This window comes from uncultured Microbulbifer sp., assembly GCF_947504145.1.
Taxonomy (GTDB): Bacteria; Pseudomonadota; Gammaproteobacteria; order Pseudomonadales; family Cellvibrionaceae; genus Microbulbifer.
Map to the genome: position 1 here is coordinate 537,486 of NZ_CANNGQ010000001.1, position 25,183 is coordinate 562,668.

22 protein-coding genes are annotated in these 25,183 nt (G+C 56.7%); 11 read left to right on the top strand and 11 right to left on the bottom strand.

Features of this window, described 5'->3' with window-relative positions; all coding sequences use genetic code 11:
- Positions 1–41 precede the first annotated feature (41 nt).
- A complete protein-coding gene (locus Q1A74_RS02470) occupies positions 42–593 on the bottom strand; it encodes a PH domain-containing protein (protein WP_299592067.1) in 552 nt (183 codons plus the stop codon).
- Positions 594–755: 162 nt separating this feature from the next.
- On the opposite strand from Q1A74_RS02470, the gene gndA reads away from it, so the two are divergent.
- Positions 756–2,276, top strand: a complete 1,521-nt coding sequence (gene gndA, locus Q1A74_RS02475; RefSeq protein WP_299592068.1) for an NADP-dependent phosphogluconate dehydrogenase — start codon at positions 756–758, stop codon at positions 2,274–2,276.
- 57 nt (positions 2,277–2,333) lie between these two features.
- Here the strand turns inward: gndA and Q1A74_RS02480 are convergent, their stop codons facing one another.
- The 8 genes from Q1A74_RS02480 to Q1A74_RS02515 form a co-directional block, all read right to left on the bottom strand.
- Positions 2,334–2,855, bottom strand: coding sequence for a DUF4136 domain-containing protein (locus tag Q1A74_RS02480; RefSeq protein WP_299592069.1), 522 nt, complete (start codon positions 2,853–2,855; stop codon positions 2,334–2,336).
- A gap of 78 nt (positions 2,856–2,933) precedes the next feature.
- Complete coding sequence (rdgC, locus tag Q1A74_RS02485; protein WP_299592070.1) at positions 2,934–3,923, bottom strand: recombination-associated protein RdgC; 990 nt, start codon at positions 3,921–3,923, stop codon at positions 2,934–2,936.
- Positions 3,924–4,054: 131 nt separating this feature from the next.
- Positions 4,055–4,366 carry a YceK/YidQ family lipoprotein gene (locus Q1A74_RS02490; RefSeq protein ID WP_299592072.1) on the bottom strand — a complete coding sequence of 104 codons (312 nt, stop codon included), beginning with the start codon at positions 4,364–4,366 and terminating at the stop codon, positions 4,055–4,057.
- A 42-nt stretch (positions 4,367–4,408) separates the two neighbouring features.
- Positions 4,409–5,047: an HAD hydrolase-like protein gene (locus tag Q1A74_RS02495; protein ID WP_299592073.1), complete on the bottom strand. Its 639-nt coding sequence runs from the start codon at positions 5,045–5,047 to the stop codon at positions 4,409–4,411.
- A gap of 41 nt (positions 5,048–5,088) precedes the next feature.
- Positions 5,089–5,559 carry a Cys-tRNA(Pro) deacylase gene (ybaK, locus tag Q1A74_RS02500; RefSeq protein ID WP_299592074.1) on the bottom strand — a complete coding sequence of 157 codons (471 nt, stop codon included), beginning with the start codon at positions 5,557–5,559 and terminating at the stop codon, positions 5,089–5,091.
- A gap of 110 nt (positions 5,560–5,669) precedes the next feature.
- Positions 5,670–6,188, bottom strand: a complete 519-nt coding sequence (locus Q1A74_RS02505) for a hypothetical protein (protein ID WP_299592076.1) — start codon at positions 6,186–6,188, stop codon at positions 5,670–5,672.
- 194 nt (positions 6,189–6,382) lie between these two features.
- Positions 6,383–7,852, bottom strand: coding sequence for an aminoacyl-histidine dipeptidase (locus tag Q1A74_RS02510; RefSeq protein ID WP_299592078.1), 1,470 nt, complete (start codon positions 7,850–7,852; stop codon positions 6,383–6,385).
- Between the two features lie 104 nt (positions 7,853–7,956).
- Positions 7,957–9,918 carry a VacB/RNase II family 3'-5' exoribonuclease gene (locus Q1A74_RS02515; protein ID WP_299592079.1) on the bottom strand — a complete coding sequence of 654 codons (1,962 nt, stop codon included), beginning with the start codon at positions 9,916–9,918 and terminating at the stop codon, positions 7,957–7,959.
- 372 nt (positions 9,919–10,290) lie between these two features.
- On the opposite strand from Q1A74_RS02515, the gene Q1A74_RS02520 reads away from it, so the two are divergent.
- The 3 genes from Q1A74_RS02520 to Q1A74_RS02530 all read left to right on the top strand — a co-directional run bounded on the left by Q1A74_RS02520 (position 10,291) and on the right by Q1A74_RS02530 (position 15,954).
- On the top strand, positions 10,291–11,379 hold the full coding sequence (locus Q1A74_RS02520) for a Glu/Leu/Phe/Val dehydrogenase dimerization domain-containing protein (RefSeq protein WP_299592081.1): 1,089 nt from the start codon (positions 10,291–10,293) through the stop codon (positions 11,377–11,379).
- A gap of 212 nt (positions 11,380–11,591) precedes the next feature.
- Complete coding sequence (locus Q1A74_RS02525; RefSeq protein WP_299592083.1) at positions 11,592–14,438, top strand: pitrilysin family protein; 2,847 nt, start codon at positions 11,592–11,594, stop codon at positions 14,436–14,438.
- A 193-nt stretch (positions 14,439–14,631) separates the two neighbouring features.
- Positions 14,632–15,954, top strand: a complete 1,323-nt coding sequence (locus tag Q1A74_RS02530; RefSeq protein ID WP_299592084.1) for an amidohydrolase family protein — start codon at positions 14,632–14,634, stop codon at positions 15,952–15,954.
- A 67-nt stretch (positions 15,955–16,021) separates the two neighbouring features.
- Here Q1A74_RS02530 and Q1A74_RS02535 read toward each other — a convergent pair whose 3' ends face one another.
- Entirely contained in the window at positions 16,022–16,744 is a 723-nt protein-coding gene (locus Q1A74_RS02535; RefSeq protein WP_299592085.1) for an SIMPL domain-containing protein, read from the bottom strand.
- A gap of 93 nt (positions 16,745–16,837) precedes the next feature.
- A complete protein-coding gene (locus Q1A74_RS02540; RefSeq protein WP_299592087.1) occupies positions 16,838–17,935 on the bottom strand; it encodes a hypothetical protein in 1,098 nt (365 codons plus the stop codon).
- A gap of 168 nt (positions 17,936–18,103) precedes the next feature.
- On the opposite strand from Q1A74_RS02540, the gene Q1A74_RS02545 reads away from it, so the two are divergent.
- From Q1A74_RS02545 to Q1A74_RS02575, 7 genes are all read left to right on the top strand, one after another.
- Positions 18,104–18,544, top strand: a complete 441-nt coding sequence (locus tag Q1A74_RS02545) for a VOC family protein (protein ID WP_299592089.1) — start codon at positions 18,104–18,106, stop codon at positions 18,542–18,544.
- A gap of 46 nt (positions 18,545–18,590) precedes the next feature.
- Complete coding sequence (locus Q1A74_RS02550; RefSeq protein ID WP_299592090.1) at positions 18,591–19,709, top strand: hypothetical protein; 1,119 nt, start codon at positions 18,591–18,593, stop codon at positions 19,707–19,709.
- 94 nt (positions 19,710–19,803) lie between these two features.
- A complete protein-coding gene (locus Q1A74_RS02555; protein WP_299592091.1) occupies positions 19,804–20,478 on the top strand; it encodes a GntR family transcriptional regulator in 675 nt (224 codons plus the stop codon).
- A 17-nt stretch (positions 20,479–20,495) separates the two neighbouring features.
- Positions 20,496–20,804, top strand: coding sequence for a DUF6122 family protein (locus tag Q1A74_RS02560; RefSeq protein ID WP_299592093.1), 309 nt, complete (start codon positions 20,496–20,498; stop codon positions 20,802–20,804).
- Between the two features lie 255 nt (positions 20,805–21,059).
- Positions 21,060–22,409: an aspartate aminotransferase family protein gene (locus tag Q1A74_RS02565; RefSeq protein ID WP_299592094.1), complete on the top strand. Its 1,350-nt coding sequence runs from the start codon at positions 21,060–21,062 to the stop codon at positions 22,407–22,409.
- A 45-nt stretch (positions 22,410–22,454) separates the two neighbouring features.
- The gene (locus tag Q1A74_RS02570; RefSeq protein WP_299592096.1) at positions 22,455–23,840 is read left to right on the top strand and encodes a glutamine synthetase family protein; all 1,386 of its coding nucleotides are present in this window, start codon (positions 22,455–22,457) and stop codon (positions 23,838–23,840) included.
- Positions 23,841–24,209: 369 nt separating this feature from the next.
- Positions 24,210–24,992, top strand: coding sequence for an OmpW family outer membrane protein (locus tag Q1A74_RS02575; protein WP_299592098.1), 783 nt, complete (start codon positions 24,210–24,212; stop codon positions 24,990–24,992).
- Positions 24,993–25,183 lie beyond the last annotated feature (191 nt).

Consider the following 25,183-nt stretch of genomic DNA (forward strand, 5'->3'; position numbering starts at 1 on the left):
AACGTCGGTTGGGGTTTCAGAGGTCAAATGTGACCGACGCTTCAATCGGTGGTTTTGGTCTGACAGATCCGGTTGATCTCATTTACAAATCGATCGGGATCGCCCGGCGTTACCACAATGGTTTTGGCTGGCATTCGGATGACCACGGTATGCGTGAGATCGGTGGCGAAGGCGCGATAGCGGCCGAGTTTCTGGTTGCGAAACAGACCGGTAAACCCGAACAGCCCACCGTTCCCAAAGATGCGAATGGACCCTTTGGTTGCTTCAGGCTGGTGGGCTACAGATTCAACATCCAGCAAAGGTACTCGGGTACGCCAGCCCGGCCGGCGTACTACCAGGCACTGATTCTCCAGACGGTATCCGCGCACGGAAAACAGTGCACACAGTAAAAAAATGGCCGGCGACAGCCAGATCCCAAGGCGGTACATCAGCGGTGGGTTTTCCGGGGCTTGTGCCAGCAAGACGCCGCTGATACCAAACAGAATGACCCCGCACAGGGCGGTGATCAGCATCAGCTGACGGCCCCAGGGTGCGGAAAAATCTTGCGGACCATCATTCGGGGTATGGTGCGGAGTGTGGTGCGATGCATTCATAGCTGGATCTGTCGGGTTCGAGGGTGAACCCGGGATTGTAATCTCTGGCGACGGCGTGAGAAATACGCGGCCTCCGGGATTCGCAATTCCGCCTCCCGGCGCGGGCGTCGGATTGCTATACTCCGCCCGCTTCAAGCAGTACCAATTTTCTGGAGATTTTCTATGTCAGACGCACTTTGCGATATCGGTTTCATTGGCGCAGGCGTCATGGGGAAAAACCTGATCCTCAACCTGGCGGACAATGGATACCGCGTATGCGCGTTTGACCTGGACCACGGCCGTCTGGAAGCGTTGCAGGAACAGGACGCCAGCGAGCGCGGCGACCAGCCGGCACGGGTGGAAGTGTGCAATTCCTACACGGAATTACTGACCAGAGTAAAAGCGCCGCACCTGGTGATTCTCTCGGTTCCGGCCGGCGCGCCCGTGGATGATGTATGCAACAAGTTGCTCGACGCAGGCCTGCAGGCGGATGACATCGTCATCGATACCGGCAACAGCCTCTGGACTGACTCTGTAGAGCGCTGCAAACGCTACGAGGGCAAGTTGATTTTCTTCACTACCGCGGTATCTGGGGGTGAAGTGGGCGCGCGCTTTGGTCCGTCGCTGATGCCCAGTGGCGATCGCTATGCCTGGGCGCGTATCGAGCCCGTCTGGCACGCCATTGCCGCCAAGGTGGACTCAGCCACCGGCCAGCCTATTGAGCGGTTCGAACCGGGCAACCCGGTCAAGGAGGGCGAGCCCTGCGCCGCCTATATTGGCCCTATCGGTTCCGGCCATTTTGTAAAGATGGTGCACAACGGTATCGAATACGCCGATATGCAGATGATCTGCGAAGTGTACGATGTTATGCGTAGCGCCCTGGAAATGACGCCACAGGAGATTGCCGGTGTCTTCCGTGAGTGGAACAAGGGCGTACTGAACAGCTACCTGATCGATATTAGTGCCGAAGTGCTGGATACCATGGACTCCGAAACCGGCGAGCCGCTTGTTGATGTGATTCTGGATCGGGCCGGGCAGAAGGGCACAGGTCTGTGGACCGCCGTAGGTGCACTGCAGGTCGGCTGCCCCGCGCCGAGTATTGCTGAAGCTGTATTCGCCCGCTCACTTTCTACCCGCAAAGTACTGCGCACCCGCGCGGCGAAAAAACTGGAAGGGCCGGCCGTCGCGCCGGTTCCTGAAGACAAACGAGAAGAGGTGATCGGTCAGCTGCACGATGCTTTGTACTGCGCAAAAATCTGCGTGTACGCGCAGGGCTTTGACCTGATGAAGCTCGCTGCCCGGGAACAGGGGTGGCAGTTGAATTTTGCAGAAATTGCGCGAATCTGGCGCGCCGGCTGCATCATTCGCGCGGTATTTTTGCAGTCCATCAGCGATGCTTACGAGCGGGATACCAAGCTGTCCAATTTGTTGCTGGATGATTTCTTTATCGAACAGATTGCCAGCCACCAGGGCAACTGGCGCCGGGCCGTGGCGGATGCCACAATCGGTGGCATCCCAGTACCGGCGCTGTCTTCAGCACTCAGTTACTACGACGCCTTCCGACGGGAAGCTCTGCCGGCAAACCTGCTGCAGGCACAGCGGGATTTCTTCGGTGCGCACACTTTTTCACGGGTGGATCGGCCAGAGCAAGAAAAATACCATGTGCATTGGAGTGCACCCGGTCGACCGATGAAGAAAGTTTAAAAAAATGGCCGCAAAAAATTGCGGCCATTTTTTTTGCTGGGTTTATGGCTACGCAGACTATCGCGCGCGCAGGGGGAAGCTGCGAAATGCCTCGATCACCGCCTGGTCCATGGCGCGCTGGGGGTTGTTCAGCACCTGTCGGGTAATCGGCTTGTCCGTGTGGCCGCGCCACACCAGATGTTTCTGACGCGCATCCGTCAGGTCGATGGTCAGGTGCCCTTCAGTATGAACGTTGGCATGTACGGTGCGGGAATTGTTCGGCATCGTATACGCGCGCGCGGGGTTTGCCCGTACCTGCACATTTACCAGCAGGTCAGGGTTGCTGCTTGGCATCATGCCCCGAGCCATCAACTGCTGGGAAACTTCATTCTGTGCCAGTGACACGGCGCGGCCATTGCTGCCGGTAACCGGTGCGAAGCCAAACGTTTGGTACTGGCCGAGTGTTGCGGCAGCCGCGCTGTCTGCCGGTGAGGTAGCGCAGCCGCTGAGTGTGCCACTGAGTGCGGCGCCGGTAACGGCAAACGCAAGCAGCGTGGAGGTGGAAATTGCGCGGACTATTTTCCGTGGATTCTGTTTCATGGGCCAACCCCGGATTACTGTACTGGTATCCCGCTCCAGCTTAGTTTGGGGGCAGCCCGAATCCACGTTTCTGTTGCGTCAGACCTCTTCGACTTCCGCCGCCAGCTGCTGGTCGCGCTCTGTCTGAGTCGCGCGCGCGACAATTTCGTCGACACTGGCGGTATCCGTATTCAGCCCACCGAAAGCGGTCAGCAGATCCTTGATCAGTGCAGAGATTTCAAGCGTCATGACTGAGAATTCAATATCGAAGCGCTGGGCAGCGTCCTCTGCATCGGTATTATCGGCTTTCTCGGTGACAGCATCGCTGAACTTCAGGCGCTTGATGGAGAGCTGGTCATCCACCATCAGTTCGACACCCTCGCGCCACACGAGACCGAGCTTGTGGACTTGCATGCCCGCCAACAGGTGGTTGTGTATTTCTTCTGCACACAGGTCCTGGTTTTTACAGCGAATCACGCTGCCGGACTCCTGTGGGTCGCGCAGCTCACATTCATGGCCGAACTCAAAGTTGGCGGGGGCTTCCGGCGCGGTGAGCCAGTGGGTCATGGACTGCTGGGGTATATTTTTTGCGGTCAGCGGCACCACAGAAAGGCTGCTGATCGCCTCGCGCAGGTTCTCCAGCAGCTCTTCCGCCGCCTTGGCAGAGGACGCGTTGACCACAATCCAGCCGTCTTTCGGGTCGATGTAGGCAAATTGCAGGCGTGAGCGGGCGAAGGCCTTGGGGCGCATCTCCAGTAGCACCTCGTCCTTCAGGTTCTGCCGCTCTTTGCGACCCACGCTGCGGGCTTCCTTCTCCGCAATGGCCAGGGCCATTTCCTCGACTTTCTCATTCACCACCGCTGCAGGAATAACCTTTTCCTGCTTCTTCGCGCAGACCATCAGGTAGCCATTGGCGGCGTGCACCAGCTCGCTGCCGTGGCGGCCGAGGGGCGGCACCCAGCCGTAGCGGGCCATATCCTGGCTGCCGCACGGAGCGAAGGTATCCGGCTCCAGAAGTTCGTTCAGTTTTTCGGCGGACAGTGAGAATTCGCGGGTGAGGCGGTAAACACGCAGGTTCTTAAACCACATACAGCAGGCCAGTCGTCGGTTTGGAAATTGGGTCGCGCATTATGCGATGTATGCCAGGGGGGAGCCAGTCAAACTCGGGACTGGTCGTTCCTCATCAGTCTCACTGATGGTGGAGAGGCTGTGCATTATTTCTACAGGTTCAGACTGCCCTTCTCGTTTTGTGCATACACCGTGTAGGGCAGGGCGATGGTGTCGGTCGCGGCGGAAAACACGCTGTCGACCAGGTAAATACCTACCATGGGGCTGAAATAGATCGAGCTGCCATTGGAGTTCAATTTGCACATGTTGTAGGCAACGCCACTGTAGACCCGGGGCACGCTCACGCATCCCGAGTTCTGCCGTTTCAGGGTGCTGGCGATCTCGGAGTCGGAATTGGTTAGTGTGGTGACTGTGCCACAGCCTGACAGCACGGCGAGGGTGAGCAAAACAAGAAAATATTTCATACAAGTTCCTATTTATTGGTATCTGGCTATCGGAGTATGGAATTAAAAAATATTAAGGATTTCCGAGGGTTTTTCAAAAAGGTACGCCGGGGTGTATTCATTGAGTTCGGCCCTGGACCCGTAACCCCAAAGTACACCGGCGCTGGGCAATTTGTTTTTCGCAGCGGCGGACAGGTCAAAATGGCGATCACCAATCATCAGCGCCCGCGAAGATATGGTGTTGCTTTCGAGCAGCCCATGTAACTGTTGCCATTTTGCAATGCCTACATCGCCACCGCTGACAAATTCGAAATAGTGATGCAGGTCAAACTGCTTGAGGATTCGCTCGGCAAAGTCGGCGCGCTTGGATGTGCACACACCGAGGCGGATGCCTTCGATCTGGCTGAGGTGTTGCAGCGTATCGGTAATACCGGGGTAGAGCCTGTTTTCGGCGTAGCCGGTTTCCCCGTAGCGCTCCCGGTATTTATCCACCATTGCGCGTACATGGGTGCTGTCTTCAGAGCCCGTGAGGTGAGCCAGGGTGACTTCCAGTGGAGGGCCAATATGCTGGGTCAATTCGGCAGCGGCGCGGGGTGGGTAGTTGTGTGAGGTCAGCGCATGGTTCATAGAGTTCACAAAGCCATCCGCGGGATCACTCAGGGTGCCGTCCAGGTCAAATAGTAGCCACTCGTACTGGCTCATGCCTCACTCCTCTTCGTATTGTTTTCAGTTTCGTCAGTCGCTTATTCAGCAGCCAAGGGTGCAAATTTGCCTCGGGTAAGTTGCAGAAGATCCTGCGGGGTCAGTTCAATCTCCAGCCCACGCCGGCCGGCACTGACATAGATGGTGGCTTCGGATTCCGCCGAGTTGTGGAGGAAAGTGGGTAACGACTTTTTTTGCCCCAGAGGACTTACGCCCCCGAGTACATAGCCTGAAGAGCGCATCACCGCATTCTTCTCCGCCATCTCTGCTTTCTTTGCGCCCGCTGCCCTGGCCACCAGTTTCATGCTGAGTTGCTGCTCGACGGGCAATACGGCGACGGCGAGAGATTTTCCATCCAGCGAGACTACCAAAGTTTTGAATACTTGTTGTGGCGCCAAACCGAGTTTTTCGGCAGCCTCCAGCCCATAGGATTCGGCCGCAGGATCGTGGGAATATTCGTGAATCTGAAATTTTACTTTCGCTTTTTCAGCGGCTTTGATTGCGGGTGTCATGGCGCTTTCAGTTGGTTATGTTTCTGCCATTCTGTCTTTATTTCTACATGAATACAAAACCCGACACGGTGGTCGGGCTTAGAGGCAAAAATTGAGAGCAGTATAATTGTCTAGAATTGATACCCCAGGTGGACACCGACCGCGGTACCGTTTCTAAACTCGCTTCTCACATTATCCTTGCGATAGAGCTTTCCTAGGTTGGCGCCTGCCACAAAACCGGACTGATGGATTCCACTGAAATAATAACTGTAGGATCCGAACAGGCCATATTCGAAGCCATCCTTTTTTTCCGTGGCCTCTTCCAGGCCAGCGTACCCAGCCTGATAGTAGGCTCCCCTTCCATCTTCTGTACTTGTTCTCAGAGCGAGACCGAATGTCTGCTTTTCGGTTAATGCATGCTCCCAACCCAATGTAAGCCCGTATTCATCGGGATAGTCGCTTTCAAAGAAATCAGCGCGACCGGCGCCAATATAGAACTTATCGGACTCGCCGCTTAGTGAATACTGCAGACCGGCCACACCACCGTATTGGGTGCCTAGTCCCAATCCGAATTTCGAATCAAACTGCGTGCCAAAGTCGGCCAATGCCGTGCTCGGAGCAAGTAACGCGGCGATAAAGAGCTTTTTCATTCTACGTCCTCTGTAAACGGTACAGCTCTGACGGGTTGTTTTTTAGATTGTTCAATGAAAAATGAAAAATTCTGCTCAATCGGCCGGAAAAAACAGAACTTCCTGTCTGTCCTGTCAGTTAAAATAAGCTGCGATACTGTGAATGAAAATAGCGAGCGCCACTGAATCTCTCACCGGCGCCCCCTTTGTTGGATTTAGCGTGGGATCGCGGCAACCACTTTCACAAAGTAGTCCCAGAAGTTCGCCACACTCTGAATATGCACGCGCTCTTCCGGTGAGTGGGCGCGGCGTATGGTGGGGCCGAAGGACACCATATCCCAGTTGGGGTAGGGCTTGGCCAGCAGGCCGCATTCGAGACCGGCGTGGATGACTTTGACTTCCGGCTCCTTGCCTTCCATTTCCTTGTAGACGTCTTTCATCAGCGCCAGCAGTGGCGACTGCATATTGGGTGTCCAGCCCGGGTAGGCGTTGTCGAGGCTGGCTTCGGCGCCGGCCAGTTGGAATGCCGCGGCAACATTCAGGCCGTGTTCGTCGCGGGCGCTATCGGACAGGCTGCGTACCAGGCACTGGATACGGATATGAGGAGTGCCGCTTTCGCTCGTTTCAGTGACGACGCGGGCGAGGTTGTTGGAGGTGTCGGCAATACCCTCCAGCGCGGTGCTCATGCGCTCAACGCCATTTGGGCAGCAGCGGATGGTGCGAATCAGTTTTTCCTGGGTAGTTGCGTCCATCACCGTTGCGGGGGCATCGGCGGCTTCCAGGGCGATATCCAGCTTCGGTTCGTTGTCCAGCTCGGCTTTGATGACGGCACTTGAACTTTGGGTGAGTTCTTCAAATTGAGCAGCCTTTTCTGCGGGCACGGCCACCACGGTGAAGGATTCGCGGGGAATGGCGTTGCGCAGGCTGCCGCCGTCCAGGCTGGCGATACGCAGCTCCGGGATCTGTTGCAGGGCGGTATCGATAATACGATTGGCAATTTTATTGGCGTTGCCGCGGCCCTTGTCGATATCCAAACCGGAGTGACCGCCGCGCAGGCCGCGCACGCTCAGCTTGAATGCCTTGTAACCTGCCGGCAGTGATTCAGCGGTGTAGGGCAGAGATACATTGACGTCGACACCGCCGGCACAGCCCACATACAGCTCACCTTCGTCTTCGGTATCCAGGTTCAGTAGCAGGTCTGCTTCAAAGTGGCCCGGTTGCAGGTGCTTGGCACCGGTCATGCCCGCTTCTTCGTCGATGGTCAGCAGGGCTTCCAGCGCGGGGTGCGGGATATCGGTGGATTCGAACAGGGCGAGGATTGCCGCCACACCGATACCGTTATCCGCGCCGAGGGTGGTGCCTTCAGCGGTGACCCATTCGCCGTCCACATAGGGCTTGATGGAATCGGTAAGGAAGTCGTGCTCAGTGTCGGCATTTTTCTGCGGCACCATATCCACATGGCTTTGCATGGCCAGGGTTTTGCGGTCTTCCATGCCCGGGGTAGCGGGCTTCTTGATGATGATATTGCCGATCTGATCCAGCTTGACGTCGAGGCCACGATTTTTGGCGAAATCGACGATGTAGGCCACCACCTGGTCTTCGTGTTTGGACGGGCGTGGAATCTCGCACAGTTTGGCGAAATGTTTCCACAGTGGTGTGGGGGTCAGATCTGCAATGGTCGACATACAATTTCCTTTATACGAGGCCTCGGTTGGGGCCGGTGGCGGCCGCGGGCTTGTGGCCCGCGGCTGGAAGTTTAGTCTTTAGATAGGGAAGGGAGGAGGTGGCGCTATTCGGCTGCCGCTACTTCAGTGACCAGCTCCAGCGCGATGCGGCGCTTGTCGATATCCACGGCAGCGATTTTTACCGGTACTTGCTGGTCCAGCTGGAAGCTTTCTTCGCCGCGGGTAATGCGCAGGCGCTTACCGTCAAATTCAAACGGGTTCTTCTTGCTATTGAAGCGCACGAAACCGTTGATGCCGAAGTCATCCAGGCGGACGCCGATACCGGCACCGTTCACCAGGGTGATGGTGCCAGTAAAGCTTTCGCCGGTTTTGGCTTCCAGGAACTGGCAATACAGCCATTGTTGCAGTGCACGATCTGCCTGGCGGCCGGTACTGACACTCTGTTGCAAGGCTTCACCCTGGGCATCATCGATGACAGGGACACTTTCTTGCTGCAGGGCGGCACGTAATACGCGGTGGTTGTGCAGGTCGTTGAACTTGCGGATAGGCGAAGTCACCGTGGCGTAGCGACTGAGGCCCAGCCCGAGGTGCGGCGCCGCTTTGTTGCTCAGCTCACCCGGGCGCAACATCCGCTTCAGCACCGCCAGCACGTTGTGCATTTCCGCATCGCTGTGGGCTTCCAGCTCTTTTACCAGTTTCAGGTAAGTGTCCAGCTGGTGCAGGTCCTGTTCGGCGTATTCCGGCAGAACTTCTTTCAGCAGGTTGCGGATTTCTGCCATGCGCTCATCGCGGAAGCCCAGGTGAATGGAGAAGCAGCCACCACCCAGTTCGGCGAGCTTTTCGCCGGCACTGGTGTTGGCTGCCAGCATTGCCTCTTCAACCATACGCTGGGCTGCGGTGCGTTGCTGTTTTTCAATGCGCTCGATCTTGCGCTGATCATTCAGAATCAGGTCGTAGTCCGGGCGGTCTTCCATAACCAGCGAATGGCCGGCGCGGTATTCTGCACGGACTTTGCTCAGGGCATCCAGGCGGCGGAGGCTGTCGTGCTGGTCGGCGGGTACCGCGCTGTCGTCGCCGTCGATAAACTGGGCGACCTGCGCGTAGCTGAGTTTGTGCTGGGAACGGATGGCAGCAAACTCGTATTCGAAGCCATTTAGAGCGCCGTCTTTACCTACTTCTATATGCATCACCAGTACCGGACGCAATTCGCCGGCAATCAGCGAGAAGCTGTTCTCACAGAGGGTTGCCGGCAGCATGGGCAGTGTTTCACCGGCCAGGTAGACACTATTGGCGCGTGTCTGGGCCTCCTTGTCCAGCGGGGAGCCGGCATCGATCAGGCTGGAGGGGTCGGCCACGGCGATGTGCAGGGTCCAGCCCTTGTCGGATTCAGAGCCAGAGTCGGTGACGGCAAGGGCGTCATCCATATCCCGGGTGGTTTCCGCGTCGATGGTGACAAAGCCCAGATCTGAAAGGTCTTTGCGTTCGCCACAGAGTGCTTCCAGCTTTTCCGGAATGGTGGCTGCCTGTTCCAGTGCCGCCTTGCCGAACTGGTTCTGCAGGCGGTACTGGGCCACTACAAAGGCGTGCTCGATACCAGCCATCTCCGGTTTGCCGATCACAGTCTCCACTTTTGCCTGGGACTTCCCGTCCTTGAACGGGTGGCGGGTCACGCTGCAGGCGATGAACTCACCGGGCTGCGCTTTGCCGCGAGCGCGCGGAGGCAGAAAAATCCAGCGGGACAGGCCGTGCTCGCTGGGCTGAACGAAATGTCCCTGGCCGCGCTGGACGTACTGCCCCACCAGATACTTGAGCTCCGATTCGACCAGCTGATCCAGCTCGGCAGAGAGTTTGCCCTTGTCTTCTTCGGTGAGGCTCACACGCACCCGGTCTCCGGGGAATACGCGGTCCATCTCGGAAGGAGGCAGAAACGCCTCGCGCCCATCGTCCAGCACCACAAATCCGAATTTTCCATTGCTACCGCGCACGCGCCCCTCGGCGAATTCCTTGGTAGAACGGATATCGGTTTTCAGCTGGTTCAACTGTTGAAGGGCATCGGCATTGAGCATGGAAGGATCTCTGTCACTCGGGGTAGGTCGGTTAGGGCGCGGATTCTACCAGACCGACGGTGACAGGCCAGCGGGGACAGCCCCCGGATGTGAAGGTGCCTGCCGGATTGCGCGGGCCAGTCAGTCGCCAGCGGTTAGTACAATAAGTGACCAGTGCGCCGATTTGGTTATTGCAGGTGTTTTCATCCTAAAAATATCAAATATAAGGGATGTGTTTTATGTTTTTGTGCCGGTTTCGGCAAAATTTGCAATGTCCCTAAGTCCCCGGTGGCTATATTCTTAGGGGCCTACAATAAAGCACGGTCGCGGACAGAGCTGACACAATCGGCCGAGTCTGGCACCGCCGTAAACCGGCCTCCGGAGAGGATTTTTATGAGCGTTTTTTCCCATCCTGCCTACGATAACCACGAAGAAGTTGCCTTTTATCACGACGCCAAGAGCGGCTTGAAGGCCATTATCGCGGTACACAATACCAATCTTGGTCCGGCACTGGGTGGCTGTCGCATGTGGCCCTACGCCGACGACGCTGAAGCCCTCAACGACGTACTGCGCCTCTCCCGCGGTATGACCTACAAGTCTGCGATGGCCGGCCTCAAGCTGGGCGGTGGCAAGTCCGTAATCATTGGCGATCCGCGCAAACAGAAGACACCAGAGCTTTTGCGTGCGATGGGCGATTTTCTGAATACTCTCGGCGGCCGCTACATCACCGCGGAAGACTCCGGCACCAGTGTTGCCGATATGAAAATCATTGCCGAACGCAGCCAGTTCGTCTCGGGTGTGATTGCCGGCCAGGAACACGGTGGTGATCCCTCTCCATCCACCGCTTACGGTGTGTACGTGGGCCTCAAAGCTGCTGTGGCGCACCGCTGGGGCCGCACCGATCTGAACGGGCTGAAAGTCTCCATTCAGGGTGTGGGCAACGTGGGCTTCCGCCTCGGTAAATTGCTAAAAGACGCGGGTGCAGAACTTTTCGTAACGGATATTTTCCAGGACAACGTGGACCGCGCCGTGAATGAGCTGGGTGCCACCGCTGTTGGCGCCGACGAAATTTTTGACCTGGATGTGGACCTGTTTGCCCCTTGCGCATTGGGCGCCATCCTCAATGACAACACCATTGACCGTCTGAAGGTCGGCGCTATTGCCGGTGCTTCCAACAATCAGCTGGCGGAAGAGCGCCACGCGCAGGTACTGAAAGATAAGGGCATCCTCTATGCCCCGGACTATGTGATCAATGCCGGTGGCATCATCGACGTCTACTACCAGCAAATGGGTCTGGAATTGGGCGAATACAATGCCCAGCAGGTGAAGGCCCATATCGATACCATCGGTACCACCATGGAAGAAGTTTTCCAGCGCGCCGACGAATCTGGCGAAACCACCGCCCACGTTGCGGACCGCATCGCGGAAGAGCGCTTTGGCCACACAGATGCGCTGAATGGCACCGACTCTGCGGCAGCCTGAACGGATGAGAAAGGCCGTATAAATTGACGGTTTACCCGTTAACCAGTTTTCCCTGACGACGACATCGTCTCTCTGTGAAGTATCTTTCGGGCGCCACGGCGCCCGTTTTTTTTGCCTACACTTTGCTGCATTGTGCGGACGTAAAATCGGGATTTTAAGATTTTCCGGGCCGGGATTTCGGGGTCGAGAAAAGAGACACAGGATAAATGACAATGGATATGCGAATTGCCTGGCGGCCGGTTGGCCTGATCATCGTGGGGTTATTAATTGGCCTTGCGGGCTGTGATCGCCATCAGGCACCCGAGGAAAGAAAGGAAAATGTCCACAGGGCACTAACCGCTGATAAAGAAGCTGCTGCCAGCAGCAAAGCCGCTGCCAGCGGCAACGAGGCTTTCGTAAAACCACCGAAAATTGAGCTGCCATTCCATAAGGAAACGCTCAAAAACGGCCTCACTGTGATCGTGCATGAAGACCGCAAAGCCCCGGTGGTGGCCATCAATATCTGGTACAAGGTGGGCTCCAAAGATGAGACCCGCGGAAAAACCGGGTTTGCTCACCTGTTTGAACACCTGATGTTCAACGGTTCGGAAAATTATCCGGGCGAGTATTTCGAGCCCTTCCAGCGCTCCGGTGCCACGGATATGAATGGCACCACCAACAACGACCGCACCAATTACTTCGAAACCGTTCCCGAAGGCGCACTGGATATGGCTCTGTGGATGGAGTCGGACCGAATGGGCCACTTCAAGGGCGCCATCAGCCAGGAGAAGCTCGACGAGCAGCGCGGCGTGGTGAAAAATGAAAAGCGCCAGGGAGAAAATGCACCTTACGGTCAGGCATTCGACTTGATCGCCTCCAATACCTTCCCCTCAGACCATCCTTATTCGTGGACCACCATTGGCTCCATGGAAGACCTGGACCAGGCCAGTCTCGAAGACGTCAAACAGTGGTTTACGGATTATTACCAGCCAGCCAACGCGATACTGGTTATTGCCGGTGATATTTCGGTAGAGGAGGCGATGAAAAAAGCGCGGGAATATTTCGGTGATATTCCCAGTACCTCTGTTCCCCCTGAACTGAAAAATTGGGAGCTACCAACACAGGTGAACAAACGCCTGGAAGTGACCGATCAGGTGCCTCAGACCCGTATCTACAAAGTGTGGAATGTTCCCGCGATCGGCAGTCCGGAAGAGAATGCGCTGGATTTGTTGACGTCACTGCTGGCAAACCGAAAGAACTCCCTGCTGTATCGTCGCTTGGTGCGCGACGAACAGGTGGCCACCAGTGTGAGCGCGTTTTATTACGGCCGACAGCTCGCCGGGCAGATCATCGTGATGGTGGATGTAAAACCGGGGCAATCCGTCGAAAAGGTCGAGAAGCTACTGAATGATGAATTGCAGGATTTTGCAAGCAGTGGCGTCAGTGTGGAGGAACTGCGCCGTATCAAACAGAGCGAGTTTGCCAGCCTGGTGAAAGGCCTGGAAAAAATTGGTGGCTTCGGGGGCAAGACCGATATTCTGGCGCGCTCGGAATTTTATTATGACGATCCGGGGGCGCTGATTAGCGGTCTTACCGACTACGCCGAGGTATCGGTGGACGATGTTCAGAATGTCGCACGAAAATGGCTGAAGTCAGAACACTTCACCCTGATCGTCAGCCCGAAAGGAGAGTATGCGGCCAGTGGCGAGGATGTCGACCGCAGTAAATTGCCGGCCGTCGATAAAACCGTTGAGCTCGAACTGCCCGAGCAGAAGACCTTCACGTTGGACAACGGCCTGAACGTCGTACTCGCTGAACGCCATGACACACCGGTTGTGTTTATGAGCCTGCAATATCGCAGCGGCGCATCGGCGGACGCTGATAAGCCGGGGCTGGCATCCGTCGTGGCGCGTATGTTGAGTGAGGGAGCGGGCAGTTACGACAGCCTGGAATTCAGCGCCCGTCTGGAAGAGTTGGGTGCAAGTATTGGTGCCGGTAGCGGGCTGGATTACAACTCCCTGAGCTTCAGTGCTCTCAAAACACAGTTGAAACCGTCTCTGGAACTGTTCCGCGATGTGATCTCTGAGCCATTATTTGAGAAAGACGACCTGGCGCGGGTCAAATCCAACTGGCTGGATTCTATCCGCCAGGAAGAAGCTCAGCCTCAAGGACTGGCCATGCGCAAATTGCCGCCCCTGTTATTCGGCAAGGATCACCCCTATGGCGCACCGCTAACAGGTTCCGGTACACCCGAGGCCATCGAGTCTATTACCCGCGAAGACCTGATGGGCTTCCACAAAACCTGGCTGCGCCCGGATAATGCACAGCTGACGGTCGTGGGGGATGTAAAAAAAGAGGAAATTCAGAAACTGCTTAATAATACCCTTGGCAGTTGGCGAGCCCCCAATGACCCACTGCCAGCGTTGGATATTCCAGTGGTGCAGCGACCCGAGAAAGCGCGTATTTTCCTGCTGGACCGTCCCGGTGCACAACAGAGCTACATAATGGCCGGGTTGGTGATGGCGCCGTGGAAGCCGGAAGGCGCAGAGGCGTACGATGCGATGGCCTCTGCCATTGCCGGCAAGTTCACCTCGCGGATCAATATGAATCTACGCGAGGACAAGCACTGGTCCTACGGTGCCCGCGCCGTCTCCATGGACACCGAGGCCCAGCGACCGTATATCGTATTTGCACCGGTGCAAACCGACAAAACTGCACCAGCCATGCGCGAACTGTTGAAAGAATTCAATGACTACCTCGGCAAGCGCCCGATTACTGACAGTGAGCTTACGGATTATCAGGACGATGAAGTGCTGAAGCAGAGTGCACGCTTCCAGACCAAGGGACAGTTGCTGTCCAGTATCGTCTGGCAGCTTGAAAAAGGCCTGCCGGCGGAATATATCGCTGAGTACCCCCAGCGGGTCAGCGCATTAACCAAGGAGCAGGTGGAAGAGGTGGCGAAAGAAAACCTGGCACCTGAGCAGTTTACCTGGGTGGTGGTGGGGGATCTGAGTAAGATCCAGAAGGAAATCGAGGCGCTGGATATCGGCCCTGTCACGGTGCTGCCAGCGAGCGAGTAAGCGTTATCCGCGGCAGTGGTATGGCCCGCTGGCGCGATCGGATCAAAGCCCGGCTCCGCAGTGTTTATGCGAGCCGGGCTTTTTTTATGACGACTGAATACGGTAAATTGGTGCGCCATGGCGCGGTTGGGCGCCTGTAACGATCAAACAATAAACGGGCACGGCATAGACCGGGCCCAAAACTGGATACAACATGATCACACCCGAAAATATACTGAGCAGTGCGAAACGGCTTTGCCAGACCCTGGTAGGTCTGGGCCTGTTTGTGCTGGCTACGCTTGCGCAGGCAGAGAATATTGCAGTACAGGCAGGCTGGCTGTTCGACAGCGAAAAAGGCCGCTTACTGGAAAAGCGCACGGTGCATATTGTGGATGGCAAGGTGGAGTCGGTGGAGCGTGGCTTTACCCAGCGCGATGGTGAGCGGGTCATCGACCTGCGCGCCTTCAGCGTGTTGCCCGGCTTGATGGATATGCATACCCACCTGTCCTATGAATTCGGCCCGCGTACCTATAGCGAAGCCTTCACCTGGAATCCTGCGGATTACACCCTGCGCGCAGTGAATACCGCGGAGCGCACCCTGATGGCCGGGTTTACCACAGTGCGGGACCTCGGCGACAGTGGCAACGTGACCGTCAGCCTGCGCAATGCCATCAACCGCGGTGATATTGTCGGGCCCCGTGTGTACACCGCCGGTAAATCCATTGCCACTACCGGTGGGCACGCGGACCCCACCAATGGCCATCGCCACGATCTGATGGGCAGCCCCGGCCCTGCCGATGGGGTAATCAACGGTGTGGCCAGCGCCCGCGAGGCGGTACGTCAGCGTTACAAAGAAGGTGCCGACCTGATCAAGATCACCGCCACCGGCGGAGTCTTGAGCGTGGCCAAGAGCGGTCAGAACCCCCAGTTCATGCAGGACGAAGTGGAAGCCATTGTAGAGACCGCGAAGGATTACGGTTTTACTGTAGCGGTGCACGCGCACGGTAAAGAGGGGATGGAGCGCGCAATCCGCGCAGGTGTCGATTCCATCGAGCATGGCACCTATATGGATGATAAAACCATGGCCCTGATGGTGGATCATGGGACCTGGTACGTGCCCACCTTGCTGGCTGGCGACTGGGTGACCCAGAAGTCCACGGTGGAGGGCTTCTTTCCGGAAATGGTGCGCACCAAGGCAGCCCAGATTGGCCCGCTGATTCAGGACACCTTTCAGCGCGCACACAAGAAAGGGGTAAAAATTGCTTATGGTACCGATACAGGTGTGAGCCGACACGGTGACAATGCCAGGGAGTTTGCCCTGATGGTGCAGGGTGGCATGAGTCCCGCGGATGCTATCCGATCCGCGACCTGGAATGCGGCGCAGCTGCTCAATGCTCAGGATGAGCTCGGTAATATCGCGCCTGGCAAGCACGCCGATATGGTGGCGGTGATTGGCAATCCCCTGGAAGATATCACTACCCTGGAGCGGGTGCGCTTTGTTATGAAGGGTGGGAAAGTTTACAAACAGCCGGAATAGCGGTTCGAAGAATAAAAAAATCCCGGCAGTTGCCGGGATTTTTGTTTGGGGCAAGCGCGCTCGGCGTTTATTTTTCCAACTCAAATACCAGTTCCAGGTTGACCGATACACTGCTTTCGCCGGGAGCGATCGGCGTGCTGGCGCTGTCTTTGGCGGCCGCCATTTCCATGCGCACCATCGGTCGCGGCATACCGCCCTGGTTTCCTTCAGAGATGCTTACAATTCTGCGCACCTTGGTGCCGAGGGATTCGGCATAGGATGCTGCGCGGGCTTGAGCCTGTTGTAATGCTTTCTCGCGGGCTTCTGCCAGCAGAGGCTCCGGTTCGGCAATGGAGAAACTGGGGCCGTGCAGTTGATTGGCGCCATCTGCGGTGAGGGCGTCGATCACCTTGCTCAACTCGTCCAGTTTGCGCACGGTAATATTGACGGTATTGCGAGCCTGATAGCCGACAATTTCCCGTTCGCGGTTGGTTTGGTAATCGTAGCGGGGGTTGAGGCTGATACCGCTGGTCTGCACATCTTTTTCGTCAATGCCGGCTTTTTTGATTGCCTTCATCAACTTGTCCATTTGCTCGGCGTTGGCCCGCATGGCCTCATTGCTGCTGTCAGCTTCGGTAATGACACCAGTAGACAGGTTGGCGGTGTCTGGCGCCTGGCTGGCTTCGCCTTGAGCGGAGATGGAGACCAGTGTGCCCGCAGTGCGGCTCTTGTTATCGCCGCCGCAGCCCGTGGTGAAAGCAACAAGCCCGGCCAGCAGGCCGGCGGAAAATAATTTCAGGGTTCTTTGCATGGCCAATCCTTAATATTGCCAGTGGTACATCAATATCACTTCATCGCGATGGGGGCCATTGTGGCGCCGCGAAGATGAATATTCGATGAATAGCTAATTGAATACTCGCTTGAACGTCTCGTTTTCCGGGTGATAAACCGCGAACCCGAGCCTCAGTAACTGCTGTCGACGATCGCAGAGTACATTTTTCTTGCGCAGCTCTGCCTGCAAGCTTTCCGCATTCTCCGAGCTGCCACAGCGGAATGTAAAGAAATGTCCGTGGCCGTTTTCCAGGTCGTGGGCAATCAGATTGTCGCGGTTCAGCAGGGCGTGATCAGCGGCATCCATCGCGCCGAGGAAACGCTGCTGGTTTTTCTGCACATACTCGTGAATGGATGCTACCGAGATGCCCTCTCTGTCATACAGGTCGAGTACCGCCAGGGCTTTATACAGTGGGGAGTAGTCCATGGTGGCCCCGGCAAAGCGCAGCCAGTCATTGCCGAAGCCCACGCCTTCGGTGCGGTTTTCCAATTCTGCCATTTCTGCAAACCAGCCGGTATTCAGTGGGCGCAACTGGCAGCCGCGGGGAATGGACATAAAGCACATACCCTCGCCAGCACCCAGGTATTTGTAGCAACCGGCGGTATAGAACACCTTGTCGGCGATGGCGCCGAGGTCCGTGGGGCGGGCGAAAAAGGCGTGGTAGCCGTCGATCACCATCTGGGTGCTGTTCGGCTTGCGCGCGGCCAGGTCCAGCAGGCCGGGAAAGGCCACACCGGAATCAAAAAAGACCTGACTGGCATAGGCCAGCTGGTAGTTCCCGGTTTGCAATTCCTGTTCAAAACGGTGGGGCAGGGTGGCGAAGGGTTCGGTGGGCACGCGCACCACCTCGACGGTGGGCAGCTCTTCGAGGCGCAGTAGCTGTCGCGCAAAACTATAGAACTCGCCATCGGTGGTCAGGATGCGCAGGGGCTGGCTCAGGTCAAAGGCGCTTAATAGGCGGTAGACCAGCTCATGGGTATTGGGTGCAAGTGCGACCTGGGTGGGGGTCGGCAGGTTGAGGGTGGTTGCTATGCCGCGTTGGAAGGCGGGTATTTTCTCGCCGAATATCTTCTCCCATTTACTGTCGGCCAGTGCGGCCGCGTCCTGCCAGTAGGCGTTGACTGCATCCAGCGTCACGTCGGGCCAGTAGTGGTGAGAGTGGCATGCCATGTGCAAAACCGGTAGGTCGCACCCCGGAGCGGCCGCTTTTTGGGCGGCCTGTAAAAAATGTCGATAGTATTTTTGGTACATTTCGCGCTGGTAACTTTTTCAGGGGTGACTAAAGTAGTCATCCAAATTGATGTACCGGGATTGTAATCCCCATAAGGAGGCGTTGCAGTGGAATATTTGCACACCATGGTGCGAGTCACCGATCTTGAGAAATCCTTGGAATTTTATTGCGACAAGCTGGGCTTGTACGAGGTCACGCGCAATGACTATGAAAAAGGGCGCTTTACCCTGATATTCCTGGCTGCACCGGGGGATTCCGACTCTGCCAACCGCGACAAGCGCCCCTGCCTGGAACTCACCTACAACTGGGATCCGGAAAGCTATTCCGGCGGCCGCAACTTTGGCCATTTGGCTTATCGCGTGGACAATATCTACGAAACCTGCCAGCGCTTGATGGATATGGGGGTGACCATCAATCGCCCGCCTCGCGACGGCCACATGGCGTTTGTGCGTTCACCAGACAATATCTCCATCGAACTGCTCCAGAAGGGCGACTCCCTTGCGCCGCAGGAGCCTTGGGCATCCATGGAAAACACCGGCGAGTGGTAACGCTCATAACCGGGAACACAAGAACAGGCAGTCTGTGAGCGGGAAGATGTCGAAAGCGAAACAATACAAAAGCTGTGTAGTACTGGCGGGTGCCAATGCTGCACGCCGGGTCCGACAGGAAGGGTTGAGTCAGGAGATGGTCTCTACCCTGGTGGGCGCCTCCGGCGGCCCCAAATGGTTGTCCATCAGCCAGTTGGACCGGGTGTTGATTGGCGAATTCTTTCGCGATCGCACCACACCCATTGCGACCCTTGGGTCTTCCATCGGCAGCTTTCGCAATATGTGTTACGCCACTGCCAATCCTTTGGCCGCGCTGGAAACGCTGGAATACGGGTACATCAACCAGACCTACGCCAGCGAGCGGCCTGCACCCGCTGAGATCACTGCGGCGGGGGAGAAGATCCTGCTGGATGTGCTGGGCGAGGAGGGTGCTGCGGAAGTCGCAGCCAACCCGGTCTGGCACAGCCATTTTGTCACCGTGCGCGGACGTGGGCCTCTTGCCAGCGAGCGCAAGGCGGTTCTCGCACCCGCACTGCTGGCTTCGGCGCTGGCCAATGCCGTGAGCCGACGCACCCTCCGTGCCTTCTGGGATCGGGTGGTGTTCCACTCGGGGCAGGTGCCGACGGTGGCTTTCCGCAACTTATCCACGGTCAATACGCCGCTTAGCGCCGAGAATGTTTGCCCGGCAGTACTGGCGTCCGGTTCCATCCCCCTGGTGATGGCAGGTGTGCCGACACCGGCCGGAGCGCCGTCAGGTAATTACCGCGATGGTGGGATTACCGACTACCACTTCGATCTTGGTTTTGCGCATCCGCAGGGCCTGGTCCTCTATCCGCATTTTTTCCCGTATATGGTGCCCGGGTGGTTCGATAAGAGTTTCCGTTGGCGCTGGGTGCGCGGTGGCGCCATGGACAATGTGATTCTGGTGGCGCCATCTCCCGAGTGGGTCTCCCGCCTGCCCTTTGCCAAGATCCCCGACCGGGACGATTTTATGCAGCTACCCACCGCGGATCGGCTCAAGTACTGGAATGCGGTGACAGAGGCCGGAAAGCAGGTAGCGGAGGATTTCTTTGAAATGTGGCAAACTGGCGCCATTGCCGACGCGCTGATCGAAGTCGGTTCACAGCAGTCGCCACACAAATTGGCGCAGGCAATGTCCGTATAGCCAGAAATCTTGTGGATGGGTGGGGCCAAAGCCCGCTCTTCTGCCGCTGGCAGCGCAGACTGACCGTTATCTGACCCCAGCCACGAGGCCGCCCGTGAGAGATGCCGAGTTTACCGAGCCACAGGAAGCGTTCCGCACTACCCAGGAGCGGGTCTATTACCAGCTGCGCGACGCCATCCTGCGCGGTCAGTTTCTGCCGGGCAGGGCTATCACTATTCGCGGTCTCGCCGCGGAGCTGGATTGCAGTCCCATGCCGGTGCGGGAGGCACTGCGTCGGCTGACTTCCGAACGCGCGCTGGAGCTATCCGATACCCGCCGGGTTACCGTCCCCACACTGACGCGGGAAAAACTGGACGAGATCTGTGCCGCCCGGGTTGCCCTGGAGTGTCAGGCTGCTGCCCAGGCCCTCCCGTTTGTTGGCAGGGATGAGCTGGAATCACTGCGGTTGCTGGATGAGCGTGTCACGTTCGCTCTGGACCAGAAAGATATCCAGGAGTACGTCACTGGCAATCTCGAGTTTCACTTTACCCTCTACCGCCTTGGCCGCCCGCATATCATCCTGTCACTGATTGAAAGCCTGTGGCTGCAGACCGCACCACTACAACACCTGGTATTCCAGCGCTTTGGTGTACAGGAGCTGCCCGACCGACACCAGGATCTGATTCACGCGATTGCCAGCAATGACGAAGAGCGTGTCCGCACCGCCATCCGCCAGGATATTGAAGAAGGCCTGGGCTCCATTTCCGCTGAAGAGTTACTTCCCACCTAAACGTTATTGGCCACCTGATGTTCAGTTATTTCCATATTGCATTACATTTTTTTGTTCCACTCGCTATCGCCTGGTTTTTCTTTCGCGATGACTGGAAAAAAGCCGCGCTGTTTATGCTGGCGGCAAACCTTGTCGACCTGGATCACCTGTGGGCGTCGCCGATCTACGATCCGGATCGTTGCAGTATCAACTTCCATCCTCTGCACACCATGTTCCCGATCTCCTTCTATGGTGCAATGATGTTCCTGCCCTGGAAGCCTGTGCGCTGGCTGGGTATCGGTCTGGTTGCCCATATGTTGCTGGATGCCATTGACTGCGCTTTCTAAGCCGCACCCGCCATTTTCACCGCCCGTCCGGGCGGTGAAGCCTCTACCCTGACTATATTGTTTGCAGATGCGACACCGAGGAGCGTGTTTCCTCATGGGGTGTACCTGGGTTCCGCTTCCACAGGCCTGCAGGCCGAAGATAGCGGTTGCACTCTCGTTTGCGACCGATCTAGAATGTGATCACATTTTGCGGGCCACGCTGCAGAGGCCCTGTATCGGCCCTCTGCAGGCGTCATTCGAATCAGGAGTGAATTCATGAACAAAAGCCAGTTACAGCAGCATGACCGCGATCACCTGTTGCACCCGTTTACAGATTTTCACGATCTGGGCAACCAGGGCACTCGGGTGATCACCAGTGCCGAGGGCGCCTATATCACCGATATCGATGGGCACCAGATGCTCGACGGTATGTCCGGCCTGTGGTGCTGTAACCTGGGCTATAGCCGCCGGGAAATCAGTGAGGCAATTTACGAGCAGCTGAACAAGCTGCCGTTCTATAACAGTTTTTTCCAGTGCACCACGGTGCCCTCCATCGAGCTGGCCGATATGCTGGCGGACGTCACGCCCGCCGGTATGAACAATGTGTTCTTTACCGGCTCCGGCAGTGAGGCCAACGACACCAACCTGCGCATCATCCGCCGCTACTGGGACCTGCAAGAACAGCCCGAGAAGCGCATCGTCATTTCGCGTAAAAACGCCTATCACGGCTCCACCATCGGTGGTGCCAGCCTCGGCGGTATGAGCGGGATGCACAAACAGTTCCAGGGGCTCGATTATATTGAGCATGTGCAGCAGCCCTACTGGTTTGGTGAGGGTGGCGACATGTCGCCGGAAGAGTTTGGCGTACAGGCTGCGCGGAGTCTGGATGAGAAGATTCAGGAACTCGGCCCGGAAAAAGTGGCCGCGTTTATCGCCGAGCCAATTCAGGGTGCCGGTGGTGTGATCATTCCGCCGGAAACCTACTGGCCGGAAATCAAAAAAGTGCTGGACCAGTACGACATCCTGCTGGTGATGGACGAGGTGATTTTCGGTTTTGGCCGTACCGGGGAATGGTTTGGTGCCGACTATTACGGCATGAAGCCGGATCTGATGACCTTCGCCAAAGCGGTGACCAATGGTTATTTCCCGCTGGGGGGAACCATGGTTAGCGACCGCGTGGCCGGTGTCATCAAGGCAAAGGGCGGCGAGTTTACCCACGGGTATACCTATTCGGCGCACCCGGCAGCCTGTATGGCCGGTATCGCCACCATCAATATCCTTCGCGAAGAAAAAATCGTCGAAAATGTACGCGACAACACCGGCCCATACCTGGCCAAGCGTTGGGCGGAGCTGGCGGACCACTCGATTGTGGGCGAGGCGCGCAGCCTGGGCCTTGTGGGTGCGCTGGAACTGGTGAAGGACAAGGGCAGCCGTGCACGCTTTGATGACAAATGTACCGCAGGTGCAGTGTGCCGGGATATGAGTATCAAACACGGCCTGGTGATGCGCGCGACTGGCGACACCATGATCATCGCACCACCGCTGATTCTCACGAAAGAGCAGATTGACGAGCTGGTGGAAAAGGCGCACCGTGCGTTGGATGATACCGCTCGAGCCATGGCATAAACTGGCTCCTGAACGCAACAAGTTCCCACCAACGTGAATCGTTTTATGGCAGCACAAAAACAATATCAGCCGTCCGCACAATTGCTTTCGGATTCGGAAGCATTTCTGGAGGCGCACCCGGATCTCAAATGGGTCGAGGGGTTCGTCTTTGATATCAACGGCGTGCCGCGCGGTAAATGGCTACCGGCAGATTCTGCCCGGAAACTGCTCGGCGGTGGATTGCAGATGCCGCGCAGTGCTGTGAGCCTGGATATCTGGGGGCGCGATATTGAAAACAGCCCGCTGGTATTTGCCAGCGGCGATAGCGATGGTGTCTGTCAGCCAGTATCCGCGATAAGCCTGGCACCATGGCATCGCGAGCCGACGGCGCAGTTGCACATGCAGCTGTTTGAAGCGGACGGCTCCGAGCTTTATGCAGATCCACGTGCGCAGTTGCAGAAGGTGGTCCAGCGTCTGGCCGGCCTCGGTTACAAAGCGGTGTGTGCCACCGAGCTGGAATTCTATCTGCTGCGCGAAGAGGCGGATGACTTGGGGCGCCCGCGCCCGGTCAGTGACAACGACTCGGATCTGGTGCCATCCACCGATGTATACGATCTGGCAGAGTTGGATTCTCAGCGGCATTTTTTTGCCGATGTACGTGCCGCCTGTGAAGAGCAGGGCATTCCTGCAGATTCCATTTTGTCGGAATGTGCGCCCGGTCAGTTTGAAATTAACCTGCTGCACTGTGATGACCCGCTAAAGGTCGCCGACCAGACGTTGCTGTTCAAACGCCTGCTGAAAGGTGTTGCCCGCAGCCACGGTCTGCGTGTCAGTGCTATGGCCAAACCGTTTGGTGAGCTGGCAGGCAACGGTATGCATGTGCATATGAGCCTGGTGGATACCGATGGCAACAATGTGTTCGACGACGGTACAGACGCCGGCTCAGATTTATTGCGCCACGCTGTAGCGGGCATGATGACAACGGCTAACGATGCCATGGCGATCTTCGCGCCCCACGCCAACTCCTACCGACGCTTTCAGGAAAGCAGCCATGCACCGTTGAATCTGTGCTGGGGTTATGACAACCGCACGGTGACTTTCCGCATCCCGGCGAGTGAGCCCCAGGCACGCCGGATTGAGCACCGTATTGCAGGTGCCGACGTAAATGCCTACCTGGTGTTGGCCGCGATCCTGGCCGGTGTGTGCCATGGCCTGGAAAATAAACTCCAGCCGCCCGCACCGGTAGAAGGGGATGCCTACCAGGTCGAAAGCGATCAGCTGATTAATACCTGGGGCGGCGCGCTCGACCGGTTTGCCGAAAGTGCCCTGTGGCAGGAATATTTGGATCCGGAGTTTGTGGAATTGTTCGTGCTGTTGAAGCGGCAGGAGCAAGCGGAAATTGCCGCGCGGGTAACCGATGTGGAATACCAGAGTTATCTGCAGCGGGTTTGATCCGCTGCCAGAATGTGTTCAGGCGGTAATTGCGACCAGCATTCAACGGCTTTGGTGACAGGCTAGTTGGTACCAGGAAATGCTCTGCTATACCTAAGTCAGACAGCTGTGAACTTGCGTACACAGCGCGTCGCAAACTCTCCTCCTGAAAGTGTGTTCGAGAAACTGGCCCGCCTTTTGGCGGGCATTTTTTTTGGCCAAAAGTTTTTTGCAGAAATTTCTTCCCATTTGACGGGTAAACCTTAGACAGTACTTGCTGTTTTCCGGAAAACTCCACCTATACTGAAACTAACCGCACGCACGGGTCACATTTTATTTTGATTGACTCAGGGCGGCTATGGAGCATTTCAGAGTTACAAGGAGTTACCCATGCGAACCAAGTCTCTTCTTTTACCGCTGGCCATTGCAGCTGCCAGCGCCACTTCACCGGCATTCGCCGATTTCAACGGCGGTGATTTTATTCTGCGTGCGGGTGCGGCCTGGATGGATGCCGACGACTCGGTATTTTCCGAGTCCACCGTCGTTCTTGTCCCAGATCCAAACGATCCTATGGGTACCATCCCGGTAGCGGTGGGCGACTCGCTGGATCTGGATGACAGCACCACTTGGTTTATCAATGGCACATTCTTTGTGGCAGACCACTGGGCGGTTGAGCTGTACCACATGAACAGCGCGGACATGGAGGCGACCTACAGCACCTATGCGACGTCGTCAGATTTTGACTTCCGCAGCTCCGATGGAATTGGGGATTTTGAAACCAATGTGACCAGCCTGTTTGTTGACTGGTACCCGGTATGTGTCGAGTCCTGGGTGCAGCCTTATATTGGTGTCGGCTTCAACTACACCGATATTGAGCAGGATTTCCTGCGCCCGGTGTTCACTTACGATGATGTCGATTACGGTCTGGTGAATTTCGGCAGCTCCTGGGGCTGGACCGCACAGGTTGGTATCGACATTGAATTCGGTCGCGATGCCAACTGGCTGTTTAACGCGTCCGCCATGTATGTGGATGCCGATCCGGAAATCGAAGTCGGCGTTGACAATGTCGTGCTGAGCAACGGTCTTGTTCTCGATTCCGTCCGCTACAAAGATGAGCTTCAGCTGGATTCCTGGATCTTCAATTTGGGCGTAGGCTACAAGTTCAGCTTCTGATCTGTCGAATGCTCCAGACATCATTGCCCCGGTTCTCGTACCTGATACGAGGCCGGGGCTTTGTCGTGGTGCCTGATGATTCGTGGCATTGTATAAAAATACACCGGTTCACCGAGCGGTGGACTGAGTAGTCTTGTCTCCGGTGTGGACGGTTTCTGTCTGGCAGTCATTTCTTTGCCGGTGTATTCTTC

Coding starts and splice junctions, on each gene's coding strand:
- Q1A74_RS02495 (WP_299592073.1), bottom strand. CDS start 5,047: ATGAGCCAGTACGAGTGGCTACTATTTGACCTGGACGGCACCCTGAGT.
- Q1A74_RS02480 (WP_299592069.1), bottom strand. CDS start 2,855: ATGAAACAGAATCCACGGAAAATAGTCCGCGCAATTTCCACCTCCACG.
- Q1A74_RS02490 (WP_299592072.1), bottom strand. CDS start 4,366: ATGAAATATTTTCTTGTTTTGCTCACCCTCGCCGTGCTGTCAGGCTGT.
- Q1A74_RS02520 (WP_299592081.1), top strand. CDS start 10,291: ATGAGCGTTTTTTCCCATCCTGCCTACGATAACCACGAAGAAGTTGCC.
- Q1A74_RS02550 (WP_299592090.1), top strand. CDS start 18,591: ATGTCGAAAGCGAAACAATACAAAAGCTGTGTAGTACTGGCGGGTGCC.
- gndA (WP_299592068.1), top strand. CDS start 756: ATGTCAGACGCACTTTGCGATATCGGTTTCATTGGCGCAGGCGTCATG.
- Q1A74_RS02470 (WP_299592067.1), bottom strand. CDS start 593: ATGAATGCATCGCACCACACTCCGCACCATACCCCGAATGATGGTCCG.
- Q1A74_RS02530 (WP_299592084.1), top strand. CDS start 14,632: ATGATCACACCCGAAAATATACTGAGCAGTGCGAAACGGCTTTGCCAG.
- Q1A74_RS02510 (WP_299592078.1), bottom strand. CDS start 7,852: ATGTCGACCATTGCAGATCTGACCCCCACACCACTGTGGAAACATTTC.
- Q1A74_RS02540 (WP_299592087.1), bottom strand. CDS start 17,935: ATGGCATGCCACTCTCACCACTACTGGCCCGACGTGACGCTGGATGCA.
- ybaK (WP_299592074.1), bottom strand. CDS start 5,559: ATGACACCCGCAATCAAAGCCGCTGAAAAAGCGAAAGTAAAATTTCAG.
- Q1A74_RS02565 (WP_299592094.1), top strand. CDS start 21,060: ATGAACAAAAGCCAGTTACAGCAGCATGACCGCGATCACCTGTTGCAC.
- Q1A74_RS02515 (WP_299592079.1), bottom strand. CDS start 9,918: ATGCTCAATGCCGATGCCCTTCAACAGTTGAACCAGCTGAAAACCGAT.
- Q1A74_RS02525 (WP_299592083.1), top strand. CDS start 11,592: ATGGATATGCGAATTGCCTGGCGGCCGGTTGGCCTGATCATCGTGGGG.
- Q1A74_RS02560 (WP_299592093.1), top strand. CDS start 20,496: ATGTTCAGTTATTTCCATATTGCATTACATTTTTTTGTTCCACTCGCT.
- Q1A74_RS02570 (WP_299592096.1), top strand. CDS start 22,455: ATGGCAGCACAAAAACAATATCAGCCGTCCGCACAATTGCTTTCGGAT.
- Q1A74_RS02505 (WP_299592076.1), bottom strand. CDS start 6,188: ATGAAAAAGCTCTTTATCGCCGCGTTACTTGCTCCGAGCACGGCATTG.
- Q1A74_RS02535 (WP_299592085.1), bottom strand. CDS start 16,744: ATGCAAAGAACCCTGAAATTATTTTCCGCCGGCCTGCTGGCCGGGCTT.
- rdgC (WP_299592070.1), bottom strand. CDS start 3,923: ATGTGGTTTAAGAACCTGCGTGTTTACCGCCTCACCCGCGAATTCTCA.
- Q1A74_RS02575 (WP_299592098.1), top strand. CDS start 24,210: ATGCGAACCAAGTCTCTTCTTTTACCGCTGGCCATTGCAGCTGCCAGC.